Origin of the sequence: Thalassoglobus neptunius (assembly GCF_007859735.1) — a bacterium.
Classification (GTDB): domain Bacteria; phylum Planctomycetota; class Planctomycetia; order Planctomycetales; family Planctomycetaceae; genus Thalassoglobus; species Thalassoglobus neptunius.
Genome location: NZ_SIHI01000006.1, coordinates 79,479 through 93,688, shown reverse-complemented (window position 1 = coordinate 93,688; position 14,210 = coordinate 79,479). Strand labels below are relative to the sequence as shown.

The window sequence follows — 14,210 nt, the reverse complement described above, 5'->3', positions numbered from 1 at the left end:
ATCTCAAGACAATTTGTCACGATTGAGGAAGACCGATGAACGATCAGGAACTTGACGCACTGCAGGCGGAAGCCAATGACTTCAAACAGACTTACGAGTCCGTCTGCAACGAAATCGGCAAAGTCATCGTCGGTCAGGAACGCGTCATCGAAGCGGCGCTGACGGCAATCATCTGCGGCGGAAATGTTCTGCTCGAAGGTGTTCCCGGTTTGGGAAAAACAGAACTGATCAAAGCCATGTCCGAAGTCCTGGATCTCGAATTTCGACGAATCCAGTTTACTCCGGACCTGATGCCGGCGGACATCATCGGTACGAACATGATGCAGTCTGACGAACACGGTCGGTATCAGTTCGAATTCCGCCCCGGGCCGATCTTCACGCAACTTCTGCTGGCCGATGAAATCAACCGGGCAACCCCCAAAACACAGTCGGCACTTCTGGAGACGATGCAGGAAGGAACAGTCACCACGGGAGGCACGATTCACCGCTTGGAACAACCGTTCTTTGTCATGGCGACTCAAAACCCTCTCGAGCAGGAAGGAACCTATCCTCTCCCCGAGGCCCAACTCGACCGGTTCCTTTTCAAGATCGACGTCCCGTTTGTGTCACTGACAGAATTGAACGAGATCGTGAACCGGACGATTCTTCGTCAACGCGTCGAACTGCAAAAGCTTCTGGATGGCCCACGCATCCTGCACCTACGAACCATTCTCAACAAAGTGGTCGTCGCGGAACCGATTCGCGACTTCGCATGTCGACTGGTCCTCGCCACACATCCTGAGACAGAGTTCTCCCCGGAAGGCGTTAAAAAATTCATCCGCTGGGGTGCGTCTCCGCGTGCAGCACAGGCGTTAATTAAAGCAGGTCGCTTGCGCGCTCTCAGCCAAGGCAGAAGCCATCTTTCATTCGACGATGTCCGCTACTTTGCCGACGAAGTTCTTAAACATCGAACATTGCTCAATTACGACGGACAGGCAGAAAACGTCGAAGTGGGCGATTTGATTGACGAGTGCCTAACAACACTCCCTGAACAAGCTGCCTGAGAAATTCTAGTTAACGCTAACTAAACCAACATCGATCCTTACTCAGTTAATAAGGTCCATTCGTGAAAACCCTGAAACCTGTCACTCCTTTGGCGATCGTGTTTGCGTTCGGATTAACTGGCTCCGTATCTGCGCAGGATGAGTTCGAGGCTCTGTTCGAATCCCGAAAGCATCAGGCCGAGAACGGACATGAATTGAATTACCGCCTCATGTCTCCCGAGAAAATGGAAGACGGCCAGACATACCCGCTGGTTCTCTTTCTTCACGGGGCGGGCGAACGCGGAAACGACAACGCCGCCCAGTTGGTTCATGTCGTCGAAGAACTCGCAACTCCGGAAATGCGAAAGCGGTATCCCTGTTTCGTCCTCGCTCCTCAGTGTCCTCAAGGCCAGAAGTGGGTCGAAATTGACTGGAGTAAGCCGAGCAGCACAATGCCGGAAGAACCTTCCAAACCACTCGGAGCAACGAGCGAAGTCATCGACACACTGATTGAAAACTTGCCAGTGGATCCCGATCGAATCTACGTTTGCGGACTCTCCATGGGCGGTTACGGAACTTGGGACTGCGTTCAACGTTGGCCGGATCGGTTTGCAGCGGGCATTCCGATTTGTGGCGGAGGCGACCCTGCTTACGCGAAACGTTTTGTCAATGTTCCCATCTGGGTCTTTCACGGTGACGCTGACGGAGCCGTTCCTGTGAGACGTTCTCGCGAAATGGTCTCGAAATTAAAAGAGCTGAACGGAAACGTGATTTACACCGAGTACCCGGGTGTCGGGCATAACAGCTGGACACAAACCGCACAGAATCGTCTTACATGGGACTGGTTGTTCGCACAATCGCGTCAAAAGGATTGAGATACTTTACCTCAACTCTTTATTAAGCAACGACCGGAGACTTTGTTATGTCCACTGCCGCGACTCAGTTTACATCATTGTTGCCCAACGATGTTCTCGCACGAGCTGAGAAGATGCGACTGAACCCGCTGCGCCGACGGACCAACCGGATGCGCGGGGAACATCTCTCCGGTAAGGGCGGAACGAGTATCGAGTTTTCGGACTATCGAGAGTATGTACCCGGCGACGACATGCGTTACGTCGACTGGAACATCTTCTCTCGATTAAATCATCCGTACTTGAAACTCTACGCCCACGAAGAAGAAATGCACGTGGCGATTCTTCTGGACAGTTCGAGTTCGATGGAGTTCGAAGGAAAGTTCGAGCTTGCACGTCGTGTAGCTGCTGCGCTGGGCGTGATGGGACTGATGAACGTGGAGCGCGTCAGTGTGTTCAAATGCGGGTCAACATCCGGCGAACTTCCGTACCTGCGCCCCTGTACCGGCCGAGCCAGCTTAAAGAAGTTCTTTCGGTTTCTGGAGCAAACAACTCCGGGTGGTTCGGTCTCCATCGACGAATCCGTCGATCAGGTTCTGAAGGTCCATTCAGGAAAAGGAATCGCCATCGTCCTTTCCGACTTTCTCACACTTGGCGATGTGGCGCGAAGTTTCAATCTCCTGTTCGGAGCCGGGCTCGAAGTCTATGCCCTGCAGATCCTCGGACCGACTGAAATCTCCCCGGAACTGGCGGGCTACTTACGCTTCGTCGACTCGGAAACCAACGCCACGCTGGACGTTTCATCGGTGGGAGAACTGCTGGGGATGTATCACCAGCATCGACTTGGACTCGAAAACTATCTCGCATCGCAGTGCCGCAAGCGAAACGGACGGTTTCTCTCCGTCTCCAGCGAAGACCCATTGAAGTCGTTGTTATTCGATCAGATGTTGCGGCAAGGTTGGATCAGATAATTATTCGCAATGAAAACAGTATGAACTCCCTGAATCGATCACGGTATTGAGCATGAGCTGGCTGACACAATGGATTCCGACCTTCTTTGCGCCGAAATACGCCTGGCTGTTTCTGCTCGCCATTCCCGTGATTATCTTTTACTTTCTGAAACTTCGCCGAACACGCATCGCCATCTCTTCACTGGCTCTCTGGCAACAGGTGATCAACGATCAGCGAGTGAATGCTCCGTTTCAAAAGTTCAAACGCAACATGTTGCTATTCCTGCAACTGTTGCTCCTGTCGCTTCTGGCACTGGCAGCGATGCAACCATTCTGGAGAGGCGATTCTGAGCGGCTCACTTATCTTCCGATCTTGATTGACTGTTCGGCCAGCATGGGAGCAGTGGATGCCGAAGGGACAAGTCGCCTTGATGTCGCCAAAGGGGAAATTCAGTCCATCATCGACGGGCTTTTGCCCGATCAAAAGCTGACTCTGATCGCGATGGGTTCGACGGCCCGCCGATTGACCGAATTCACGGACAACAAGACGTTGCTCACCGACGCTCTCAAGCGGTTGGAAGTGGAACAAGTCCCGAGTAAATTGACCGATGGACTTCGACTGGCGCAGGCGTTGTCACGAACTCAATCGATTGAGACTGTCCGTTTGTACTCTGATGGAAACCTTCCGACGCGTCCCAATCCAGCGACGGGAGAATTGATGGCAGAGGTCGACTTCGATCTCCCATTCACGTTGGACTTCTTTCAGATCGATCTCCCCGGCAATAACATTGGAATCACTGCACTCAACGCTCGTCGTTCTTCTCCCGAACGCTGGGACATTTTTATCCGGATTGAAGGGACCGCTTCCGCCAGTACGGAAGCCGAGCTTGTTTTGACTTCGAACGGGGAACCGGTCGGAGAAGAACGAGTCATTCTGAATGCTGGCGAATCTCAGCGGCTGGTCTTTTCTGTCGATGCCCGAACCGATCAGGCATTGCAGGCGAGTCTGAAACCGGTTGGACTCGATGCCCTCGCCGCAGACGACAGCGCCTGGCTGAACCTTCCGAAAGGACGGGAAATTGATGTTTACTGCCCGACAAATATGAAGGCATTTCGACATGCTCTGGAATCGCTTCCCGGCGTCCTCGTTTATCCGCGTGCTGATGCAGTCGAACCGGCCAATGAATATGACCTTGTCATTTCTGACAACAAGGACGACATCGCGCGTGAAACTCCACTGAGCATCTTCATTGGAGTTCTTCCCGACGATCTCGCAAGCCTCATCTCGATTCAAGACGAACCGGCAGAAGTCGTCGACTGGGAACGTGACGCCCAGATTCTGCAGCATGTGCAGCTCAAGGAAGTGATCATCTCTGAGATGCCCGTCAAGAACGAAGGGATCAGCGATGTGTCCATTGAAGATTTGGGCTATAGCATTCTCGCTCACGGAACTCAGGGTCCGTTGATCGTGAGCCAACGAGTCGGAATCGGCAAGCGATATTTCCTCCTGTTCCATACAGACCGATCGACTCTTCCCTACCGCGTCGGATTTCCAGTCTTCATCGCGAATGCCATCAATGAAGCGATGCAGTTTGCTTCCCTCTCTGACATCCGGGCCCCCTCCACTGGAGTCCTTCCCGCGCAAGTGATGAATGAACCTGGAACCTATCGCGTAACGACTCCCGAAGGTCGACACGAAGAACGATCGACCGATGCTGACGGAGTGCTCAAAGGGATCTCCGCACCAGAAGTCGGAGAATACCAGATCCGAAAATCTGGAGATCTCGTCGCGAAAATCGGAGTCAGTCTGCTCAACCCGACGGAATCACGACTCGAAACCGTCGATACAATCACCTTCAATGAGTTGTCGGTCGAAGCGGAACAGCAAACGGTTCAACAGGATGCTCCTTTGTGGACATGGTTCGCAGCTGCTGGCTTCATCGTTCTGTTATTCGAATGGTGGTATTTTCAACGACGACCGGTCGGAGTTCCTGAATAGACAATGAACATGAATTCATGGCCCGTGCCGACATTTTGTTTCTGATGAGCGAATCGATGAAATCCGGACACCTATCACACTCCAATTGGACGAAATTGCTGCTAAGCCTCAGTGTCTTCGTGTTGTTTGTGTGCGTCGGTTCTCTTCAAGCTCAACCTGCCCGATCATACCCACTGCTCGTGGAGTTCGATTCCGAGACCTATTCCAATCGATCAGGCGGCCCGATCTTGCTTCGAATGCGCGTCCAATGCGGTTTGCCCGCCCCGGGTGTTTCTGGAGATCTGACCCTCGAACTCGTCAACGACGCGAGCGGTCGAGTCGGAATCTATGAGCTCGACAATCTGTTTTTCACATCGGGGACTCAGGATTATGAGTTTCTCATTCAGCCACCGACAGCGAGGCTGTGGCAATCGCAATACGATGTCTTCGTCACTTTCACATCGAGCGATGGAATTCGACACGCGCTGAATCCGCAGGTGATTCGAACTCCCGGCGCAAGTCGCCGCGCTTGCGTGGTCACGTTAGCGTCGCCCGATTCCGACCGGATGACGACCGAAGAGAAGGAACTCTGCCACGAGTTTTTTCTCGAAACGTGTCTGCCGGACTATGATGATCAGACTCAGGCTGATCGTCCGGTTGTGTCCCTTTCGCGTCTTCTGGAACCGATCGATTTCCCCAACAGCCCTCTCGAACATTGCGTCAGCGATCTGGTCATCATTTCGAGCGACTTGTTCGCCAAGCTCAGCGAACAGCAAATCATTGCATTGAAGGCATGGATTCGAGCCGGGGGAAGCTGTCTGATCCTACTGAACTCATCTCAACACGTGAACTCAGATGAGTTGACGGCTCTGAATTCACTGGGAGGTTTTCCAGAATCCGATCCTCATGTCTTTCAAACTCCTGGCGGAGGTTTCTCTTTTGAAGATGAAGAGAAAATTCTGACCTGTCGTTCCGGATTCGGCCGTGTGGCGTACGTGAGAACCGATCCTCAGGAGAAGGTGATTGAATCGTTGACCGAGCAGCAACGACTCAAGCTGTTCGTCCATTTGTGGAAGGTTCGCAAAGAACAAGTTGCTCCAATTCTTGAATCGGGAAAATGGTCATGGGACCCCGGTCGACGTTACACCGTTCTGAATAACTGGAACTTTCACACCGTCGACGACCCGGGAATCGATGCGTTTGTGACGCGGTTTCGCCAAACACCTTCTTCGGGCGGAGCCAGTTTTCTGCAGCGAACCCAACCCACAGGAATGAAAGTTCTTCCACTCTGGTTCATTTCACTGTCGTTGTTTCTGTACGTTCTTGCGATCGGACCGCTGGACTATCTTTGTCTGGGATCGCTCGGGCTTCGAAAGTGGACATGGGTCACCTTTCCAGTGATGACAGTCCTCTTCGCGTTCGGTGCAATTACGACCTCCAACTATGCCATGCAAGGCAGCAATGAAGGCGGAAGCCTGACGATCGTTGACGTGACCGATGACGGACAAATCGCACGCGTGAACGAACTCCACACAATGCTTCTTTCAACTTCGAGACAACTCGACCTCGAAGCCGACCGAGAACTTCTCACCTCGATCGATCTGCAATCGATGTCGGGATCGAATAACGTCCAGTACCGTCGCCCCGACGAGACCCCGAACGAAATTCCGTTCTATCGCGGAAGCTTTCCCAGCGGCGCCCATCTGATTCAGGCTGTTCATAAATGGTCTCCTCAAGTCTTTCGCCGAATGAAAATTCCGACAGAAGACCAAACACCTCCGGGAGACTTTGACTGGACACTTCCGATTGACCCCGCTGCCAGCAACCAGCATCTCGCCCTCCAGGAGCGATTGCGAGAAGCATTCGGAGACGACGTCTATGCTCAACTGATCCGTCAAATTCCAATCCAGCAGCGTAACAATACGAACTGGTATCCGGTCGATCGGATCGTATTCTGCGGAGACTCCGAATTCTTTGATTACTCGGAAGTTGAGAAGGCTGATCAGATGAGGCCGATGGCCGTTCCAGTGATTGACCAATATGGACACCGCAGCGAAGCCAACTTTTTATACTCGACTGCTTTCCGCACCGAAGCTGGCATCTATTCCGTCGTGAGTCAGCTCTCACCGAAATGTGATGACTTTCTTGAAGACCTTCCATTGATCGACTCTTCCGATCCTCATCAGTGGCTGTTGCTCGTGGCAACAAAAGACGACAACCACTGGACCGTTTACCGAAAGGTCTATGACACTCGAACCAAACGTTGACCGGTCAGCTGAAAATTATTTCATCTGCCTGAATCGTTTCGAGAGAAGCCTTCACTCGTCGCGAGGGCCGGAATTTTCCGGCGAGGTTCGCGACTCAGCTGCTCGGGTTCCCAGTCGAGTCAACCGTTCGAAGTAAGCTTTGACCTGATCTTCATAGCCCGGCAGAAACGTCTCGCTGTAGGTCCGAGAGAGTTGCCTTCGTTCTTGAGGGGGAAGGTGTCCCCACACAGCGTCTTCAAGTGTCGCACGTTGCCACGGCGACCAGTTCTCAGCAGCTGGCTCTTTCGCAGGACCCTGCCCTGCTCCGTGACCAGTTGCTCCATCTGTTGGCTCTTCAGAACTGCCTCCTTGAGAGGAATTCGAGGGGTCATTCGATGTCATCTCCGAACTTTCCGGACGCTGTTCCGCCGTTCCCTCTGATGGCTCACCCTCCGATTGTCCTGCCTCAAGTCGATCCGTTGATTCCGCCTGTTCGGACTTAGGGTTCGCGAGAGAATCCGTTTGACTGTCTGTCGAGAGAAGCTGTCGGATCAGTTCGAGGACACGTTTTTGTTCGTCAAGAACGTCTGGACCAAATTGTCCATTCTGGATTTTCGTTCCCAAACGATTCGCGGAATCTGCAACGTGCTGAATCACTTCTCGACGTTGTTCCGAAGTCGCCCCCCGCAAGGACGGATCGTCCGTTGAAGATGCGGGTTCTTCTGCGTAAGCCCCCGACAACATCGCGCAGCTCAACAGCATTGACCACGAGAGTTTACCGAGTTCACCACAAAAGTGACCTAGCGGCAAACGAACTTTGAGATGCGACACTTGTGAAAACATCTGTTATCTTCATGCTGAATGAATCGTCTCCGTATTGTATCACCTCGACCTTCCTCAGGACGAGGGTTGACTCCGAATGAGAAGAAAGCGTGGCATGTCCGAGCCTGCTCTAAAAATCGTAATTGTGGCTCGCGACCAGTCATCCCATGTGCAATCTGCGCAACGAAAACTGAGCAAGATCCTCTCTGAGAAGGAAGGAATTGAGCTTGTCGCCACGCTGACAACTTCGGACGAGACGATTGGAGATCAGGATGTCGACGTCGCACTGGTCGTCGGAGGAGACGGAGCGATTCTGCGCGCCTGCCGCTGGTTCGAGAACGAACAGATCCCCATTCTCGGAGTCAATCTTGGCCGACTGGGATTCCTCGCGGAGATTGCGGAAGACGAAGTGGAAGTTATTCTCGACGATCTCGTTGAGCGTCGTTTTACCATCGTCTCGCACTTGATGTTTGAATGCGTTCATCGTCACGCGAACGGAGAGGAATCCCGATACCATGGCCTCAACGAAGCGGCGATCCTGGCGGGGGCTTCGCTCTCACTGATCGATATCGAACTGTCAATCAACGGAACAGAGGTCACCACCTTCAGCGGCGACGGATTGATTGTCAGCACCCCTGTCGGTTCGACAGCCCACAACCTGTCCGCCGGGGGTCCGATTCTTCGACAGGATTTGAGAGCCTTCGTGGTCACTCCGATCTGTCCCCACACATTGACCGTGCGTCCCATTGTCGACCGGGCTGATGCGGAGTACCGGCTGACCTCCGATCATGTCCCCGATGGAGTCATGCTGGTCGTAGATGGACAGATTCGTGTTCCGTTTTCGTCAGGTGATGAAGTCATCGTTCGCGAAGCGGATATCTCTTTTCAGCTTCTTCGTGTCGAAGGATACGACTTTTACGGCACGCTTCATCGTAAGCTCGGATGGGATGGCCAACCTCGCTACCGACGCTCGCGGATCCCACGCAAGGAACACTAGATTCGTTCCCCGTCAAGATTCGATTCAGCCAATAATTGCAATTCGCGAAAAACGCATCAACTCATGCCGATTTCCCGATGTAAGGTCTTTGCAAGCATGCAGTGAATTGCAAGAATGAACTCAGAGGTCATAGGAGAGAGGGAAGTGTTTCTTCCGTCTCTGAATTCGGTCAGGAACTGGATCTCGTATGTTATCCGTCCTTCAGAATCGTCGTGTTGGAATTTCAACACCAGAGAGTTGTTGATGCTCTCTCACACGAATTCCCTTTGACAGGGCGAGTCGGAACTGGATGCATTCTCAGATCTTTCTGACATAGCAGACTCATCAGAGTCACCGAGGAGTTACGGAGCGATGTCATCCGAGAGTCGAGAGTCGAGTGAGCAAGAGACTGCGGAGAGCGAAACGCCAGTTGAAAGCCAAGCAGCATCCAAAGAACTTCAAACCGTTGAATCCGTCGTCATCCGGTTTTGTGGTGACAGCGGCGACGGAATGCAACTCGCCGGGACGCAGTTTACGAATGTCTCAGCAGTTTTCGGGAATGACGTCAGCACGCTTCCAGACTTTCCCGCCGAGATCCGTGCCCCTGCCGGATCGCTCTTCGGAGTCTCGGGTTTTCAACTCTGCTTCTCCAGTGGAGACATCTACACCCCCGGAGACGAAGTCGACACACTCGTCGCGATGAATCCGGCGGCATTGAAGACAAATCTTGCGGATCTGAAACGTGGCGGAACGCTGATCGTCAACGAAGACGCCTTCGACAAAAGCAATCTCGGCAAAGCCCACTACGACTCCAACCCGCTGGACGATGAATCCGAACTTGCCGCGTACAGGGTTCATAAAGTTCCGATGACCCGCCTCACACGGGATGCAGTCGAAGGACTCGGATTGAGTGTCCGGGAAGCGGATCGCTGTAAGAACTTCTTCGCACTCGGATTGGTCTATTGGCTGTACGAACGAGATTCTAAGCCGACGGAAGAATGGGTCAAATCGAAATTCGGGAAATACCCGAGTGTGCTCGAAGCAAACCTCCGGGCGTTAAAAGCGGGGTATAATTTCGGTTTCTCGACGGAACAATTTACCGTCCATTATGAAGTTCCCGCAGCCCAACTTCAGCCCGGCAAATATCGAAAAGTGACCGGCAACGAAGCTGTTGCGATGGGACTGGTCACCGCAGCGAAACTTGCCGACACAGAACTCTTCTACGGCGGTTATCCGATCACTCCCGCCAGTGATATTCTCCACGAACTCTCAAAACTCAAGCGATTCGGAGTCCGAACGTTTCAAGCTGAGGATGAAATCGCGGCGATTACATCCGTCGTTGGAGCCGCTTTCGGCGGGGCATTGGCCGTCACAGCGAGTAGCGGTCCGGGGATTGCACTCAAAGGAGAAGGAATTGGATTGGGGGTCATCATGGAACTCCCGATGGTGATCGTCGATGTTCAACGCGGCGGCCCCAGCACGGGCCTTCCGACGAAGACCGAACAATCCGATCTCTTCTTAACTTACTTCGGCCGCAACGGGGACTGTCCCATGCCGTTGATTGCAGCCCGTTCTCCTGCGGACTGCTTTGCAATGGCGCAAGAAGCGGTTCGAATCGCTGTCGAGTTTATGACTCCCGTCTTCCTGTTGACCGACGGTTATATCGCAAATGGTGCGGAACCGTGGAAGATTCCGGAAGTCGATGGGCTGTATCGAGTCAAAGTCCGTCACCCGAAGGAATCCAATGGGAACGGCGATGGATTCCAACCGTATCTGCGTGATGAAAACCTCGTCCGCCCTTGGGCCATTCCGGGAACCCCTGGACTTGAACACCGACTGGGCGGTCTCGAAAAATCAGACGGTTCGGGAAATGTCTCGTACGACCCCGATAATCACCAACTTATGACCCAAATCCGAAGCCAGAAACTGGAAAAAATCGCGGAATCGATTCCCGATCAGGAAGTTGACGGTCCAGAATCCGGAGACCTTCTGGTCATCAGTTGGGGCGGAACATATGGAGCGGTCAAGTCAGCATGTGCTGCTTCCCGACGGCAGGGAAAATCCGTCGCCCACTGCCATCTTCAATACATTCACCCATTCCCTAAAAACCTCGGCGAGATTTTAAGTCGTTACAAGAAGGTCCTTATCCCCGAATTAAACTCAGGACAGCTGTGGATCATCATTCGTGCTCACTTTCTGGTCGATGCCGTTAGCATGAGCAAGGTCAAAGGAAAACCGTTCCTCATCGGGGAATTGTGTTCCAAGATCGATGAACTTCTCGAAGATTAAACCGGACACATCGATGACGTAGCGGCTGCTGCTCTTGAGTTAAACATTTTGAGTTGAATCATTCATTTCATTAAGTGGAACACCCAATGTCGGCTGATACAAGTCTTCCTGTACTCACTCAAAAAGACTTCGCAAGCGATCAGGAGATTCGCTGGTGCCCGAGATGCGGGGACTATTCGATCCTCGCTCAGATGAAGAAAGTTCTGCCAACGCTCGGTATCCCCCGAGAGAATATCGTCTTCGTTTCCGGAATCGGTTGCTCCAGTCGCTTCCCGTATTACATGTCAACGTATGGAATGCACAGCATCCACGGTCGTGCCCCAGCCATCGCCACAGGTCTGAAAGTCGCTCGACCGGAGCTTACGGTTTTCGTAATCACCGGAGACGGAGATGCCCTGTCGATCGGCGGAAACCATTTGATGCATGCGTTGCGAAGAAATGTCGATTTGAAGATTGTGATGTTTAACAATCAAATCTACGGACTGACGAAAGGACAGTATTCTCCGACCAGTCCGCTCGGCAAAAAAACGAAAAGCACTCCGTTCGGATCCGTTGATCGTCCCCTCAATCCTCTTTCCATCGCGATCAGTGCTGGGGCAACATTTGTCGCACGAAGTGCCGACGTCGACATCAAGCATCTCACCTCAGTCCTGGAACGGGCAGCAAATCACAAGGGATCGGCATTCGTCGAAGTCTATCAGGACTGCAATGTCTTTAACTCGGGTGCCTTTGAATTCGCGACCAAGAAGGACCAAAAAGAAGAGAACTGCATTTACCTCGAACACGGGAAGCCACTCATTTATGGCAAAGCCCGGGACAAGGGAGTTCGGATCGATGGTGCTGGCAATCCAGATATTGTCACTCTGAGCGACGTCAAAGAAGACGACCTTCTCTTCCATGATGAAACGATCGACGATCCAACGCACGCATTTCGACTCGCCCAGATGCGATGGCCCGACTCACCTGAACCGATGGGCGTCTTCCGAGCCATCGAACGGCCGACTTACGACGGAGAAGTGGACCGTCAGTACAAGGATTGCATTGCCTCGCAAGGATCAGGCGATCTCGACAAGTTGTTCAACTCCGGGGACACTTGGGAAGTGAAAGCCAAATCGTAGAATCTCTCATCTCCGAGAGATGAACTCTGCGTCAAAAACTTCTATCTTGTCGAAGCATGAAGTGTTCTGGAGAGCACTTCTCTGGGAAGAGCCGCGGCCGAGAGATCGCGCCGTCTTCGTCGACACGCAATGAATTGTTCAGATGCAGGAGTTGCATTGCCCAACGGGACACGGAAGTTCAGCACCGAAACGGTGACCCGATTGGTCATGTTGAGTCAGGCTTTATTCACCGCCGGAAACTCATTGACGACCGGCGGATTTCTGAACTATTTCATCTACGAGTTTGAACAGTCGGCTCTGTATCTGGCTGCGATACAGGTCGCTCCGGAATGTGCAGAGTCGCTGGGAGTATTCACTCGTCGAATTCTTTATTGGTTCCGAGGACGAAAACGCCTTTGGATCTGCGGACTGATCATCGCACGACTGACGGCACTGGTGATTCCTGCGGTCTTTCTGTTCCTTCCCGAACGCTTCAACAACCTTTCTTTGTCGATCATCCTGGCCGCCATCATCGTTTGGTATCTGGCACAGGGGATCTCGTATTGTGCTTACATTTCCTGGCTGAGCGATCTGGTCCCCGAGCAGAACTGGGGAACGTTCTTTTCTCGACGACGAATTGCTGGCCTGATTGTTTCGATTATTGTCCCGACCAGCTTCGGCTTGCTGAGGAGTCGACTGATCTCGGAATGGCCCAGTGATTGTAAACTTTGGAGCTATCTCGTGATCTTCGGAACTGGGGCTGCCCTTGCACTCAGTTCCATTCTTCCGATGCTTTCACTGCCGGAGACCAAGACTCCGATCACGACGAAAATCATTCCCAAGTATTCACGAACGCGGTGGAAAGAACTCAGCCCATCGTTTCGCTGGCTGCTCTGTTCGAGATGGTGGCTCGCTTTCTTCCAAGGTCTCACTCAGGTCGCTCTGTTCAAATTCAGCGTGAGTGTCTTACACGTTTCGCTCGAAACGTATTACGTCCTGACAGCCATGATGCTGCTACTGCAAATCGTGGCTGCTCGCTGGGCAGGAGCCATGTGCGATCGAGACCAGGATCGTAAGATCACCATTCTCGGACTGCTCATCGTCAGCTGCGCGATGCCTTTCTGGATGACAGCCACTCCACAGTTCTGGTGGTTGATCGTGGGTGCGAATCTTGCCTGGGGAGCTTTCGGAATCGTCAATGTGGGACTACAAAATCTCACACTCAAACTCGCACCGGTGAGCGACAACTCTCTTCATATCAGCCTCTCGCGTCAGTGGAGCGGACTGATCGCCGGCATCGCTGGCCTCTTAGGCGGGTACTACCTCGATTGGGCGTTTAAGCAAAGCGAGATCGCTCCGAATCTCGTTTATACGATGATCTTTGGCGTTTCCTGGTTTGGGCGAATGACTGCCCCGCTGTTTCTACTTCCCGTCGTCCAACCAACATCCAGACAATCTGCCAGTGACGAATCACTCGGCGCAGACGAGAGTGATCGGATCACCGAGACGAATCGTCCCACCAGTTAAAACTTTCGCGGTGATCCCTCCGTGCCCGCGCATCGCCTGAAAGCCTCCCTCTCCGAGATTCTCTTCCATCCGCCGACACGGATCGCAAGGACCGGTCCCTTCCAGAAGGACATCGCCAATGGTGAATGTCGACTTCTTAAGCGATAGAAGATTGATTCCAGAGACGACAAGATTTCGACGAAGCTGCTCCGGAGAGACAGCATCGCGACCACAGAGTTGCGCAACGACCGGCAAATGCTCTGCTTGAATCAATGTCACCTGCCGATGCCCACCCGGTCGATTGACGCAGTGATGGTCACCCTCAATTCCGGTCCCGACTTTCAGGGTTGCGGTCTCCAGCTGCTCGATCGGTTCTTTTTTCCCCGGTGACACACCGATCGATTCCAATCGTCCCACTTGAGGAACTTTCTGGAGCAAATCACCAAAGTCGATCGATGTCATCCGGCCACCCT

At 52.9% G+C, this 14,210-nt stretch carries 11 protein-coding genes; 9 read left to right on the top strand and 2 right to left on the bottom strand.

What is annotated here, in order from left to right; translation table 11 throughout:
- Window positions 1-35: 35 nt before the first annotated feature.
- The 5 genes from KOR42_RS14340 (at window position 36) to KOR42_RS14320 (ending at window position 7,068) form a co-directional block, all read left to right on the top strand.
- Entirely contained in the window at window positions 36-1,043 is a 1,008-nt protein-coding gene (locus KOR42_RS14340) for an AAA family ATPase (RefSeq protein ID WP_146510522.1), read from the top strand.
- A 62-nt stretch (window positions 1,044-1,105) separates the two neighbouring features.
- Window positions 1,106-1,897 (top strand): carboxylesterase family protein, encoded by a 792-nt coding sequence (locus KOR42_RS14335; protein ID WP_146510521.1) that lies wholly within the window; start codon window positions 1,106-1,108, stop codon window positions 1,895-1,897.
- Window positions 1,898-1,944: 47 nt separating this feature from the next.
- Window positions 1,945-2,844, top strand: coding sequence for a DUF58 domain-containing protein (locus KOR42_RS14330; RefSeq protein WP_146510520.1), 900 nt, complete (start codon window positions 1,945-1,947; stop codon window positions 2,842-2,844).
- A 52-nt stretch (window positions 2,845-2,896) separates the two neighbouring features.
- The gene (locus KOR42_RS14325) at window positions 2,897-4,822 is read left to right on the top strand and encodes a vWA domain-containing protein (protein ID WP_146510519.1); all 1,926 of its coding nucleotides are present in this window, start codon (window positions 2,897-2,899) and stop codon (window positions 4,820-4,822) included.
- 17 nt (window positions 4,823-4,839) lie between these two features.
- A complete protein-coding gene (locus KOR42_RS14320) occupies window positions 4,840-7,068 on the top strand; it encodes a hypothetical protein (RefSeq protein ID WP_231740930.1) in 2,229 nt (742 codons plus the stop codon).
- 51 nt (window positions 7,069-7,119) lie between these two features.
- On the opposite strand, the gene KOR42_RS14315 is transcribed toward KOR42_RS14320, so the two are convergent.
- A complete protein-coding gene (locus KOR42_RS14315; protein ID WP_146510517.1) occupies window positions 7,120-7,890 on the bottom strand; it encodes a hypothetical protein in 771 nt (256 codons plus the stop codon).
- Window positions 7,891-7,984: 94 nt separating this feature from the next.
- Between KOR42_RS14315 and KOR42_RS14310 the strand changes: the two genes are divergently transcribed.
- From KOR42_RS14310 to KOR42_RS14295, 4 genes are all read left to right on the top strand, one after another.
- Window positions 7,985-8,866, top strand: a complete 882-nt coding sequence (locus KOR42_RS14310) for an NAD(+)/NADH kinase (protein ID WP_146510516.1) — start codon at window positions 7,985-7,987, stop codon at window positions 8,864-8,866.
- A 351-nt stretch (window positions 8,867-9,217) separates the two neighbouring features.
- Entirely contained in the window at window positions 9,218-11,134 is a 1,917-nt protein-coding gene (locus tag KOR42_RS14305; RefSeq protein ID WP_146510515.1) for a 2-oxoacid:acceptor oxidoreductase subunit alpha, read from the top strand.
- 86 nt (window positions 11,135-11,220) lie between these two features.
- Window positions 11,221-12,252: a 2-oxoacid:ferredoxin oxidoreductase subunit beta gene (locus KOR42_RS14300; RefSeq protein WP_146510514.1), complete on the top strand. Its 1,032-nt coding sequence runs from the start codon at window positions 11,221-11,223 to the stop codon at window positions 12,250-12,252.
- Window positions 12,253-12,408: 156 nt separating this feature from the next.
- The gene (locus KOR42_RS14295) at window positions 12,409-13,758 is read left to right on the top strand and encodes an MFS transporter (RefSeq protein ID WP_197441195.1); all 1,350 of its coding nucleotides are present in this window, start codon (window positions 12,409-12,411) and stop codon (window positions 13,756-13,758) included.
- Here KOR42_RS14295 and KOR42_RS14290 read toward each other — a convergent pair.
- Complete coding sequence (locus KOR42_RS14290; protein ID WP_146510512.1) at window positions 13,702-14,199, bottom strand: MOSC domain-containing protein; 498 nt, start codon at window positions 14,197-14,199, stop codon at window positions 13,702-13,704. The two genes, KOR42_RS14295 and KOR42_RS14290, sit on opposite strands and share 57 nt — an antisense overlap.
- Between the last annotated feature and the right edge of the window lie 11 nt (window positions 14,200-14,210).

What these genes read in the sequence shown, in the direction of transcription:
- KOR42_RS14340 (WP_146510522.1), top strand. Translation starts at nt 36, where the DNA reads ATGAACGATCAGGAACTTGACGCACTGCAGGCGGAAGCCAATGACTTC.
- KOR42_RS14330 (WP_146510520.1), top strand. Translation starts at nt 1,945, where the DNA reads ATGTCCACTGCCGCGACTCAGTTTACATCATTGTTGCCCAACGATGTT.
- KOR42_RS14325 (WP_146510519.1), top strand. Translation starts at nt 2,897, where the DNA reads ATGAGCTGGCTGACACAATGGATTCCGACCTTCTTTGCGCCGAAATAC.
- KOR42_RS14320 (WP_231740930.1), top strand. Translation starts at nt 4,840, where the DNA reads ATGGCCCGTGCCGACATTTTGTTTCTGATGAGCGAATCGATGAAATCC.
- KOR42_RS14315 (WP_146510517.1), bottom strand. Translation starts at nt 7,890, where the DNA reads ATGTTTTCACAAGTGTCGCATCTCAAAGTTCGTTTGCCGCTAGGTCAC.
- KOR42_RS14310 (WP_146510516.1), top strand. Translation starts at nt 7,985, where the DNA reads ATGTCCGAGCCTGCTCTAAAAATCGTAATTGTGGCTCGCGACCAGTCA.
- KOR42_RS14305 (WP_146510515.1), top strand. Translation starts at nt 9,218, where the DNA reads ATGTCATCCGAGAGTCGAGAGTCGAGTGAGCAAGAGACTGCGGAGAGC.
- KOR42_RS14300 (WP_146510514.1), top strand. Translation starts at nt 11,221, where the DNA reads ATGTCGGCTGATACAAGTCTTCCTGTACTCACTCAAAAAGACTTCGCA.
- KOR42_RS14290 (WP_146510512.1), bottom strand. Translation starts at nt 14,199, where the DNA reads ATGACATCGATCGACTTTGGTGATTTGCTCCAGAAAGTTCCTCAAGTG.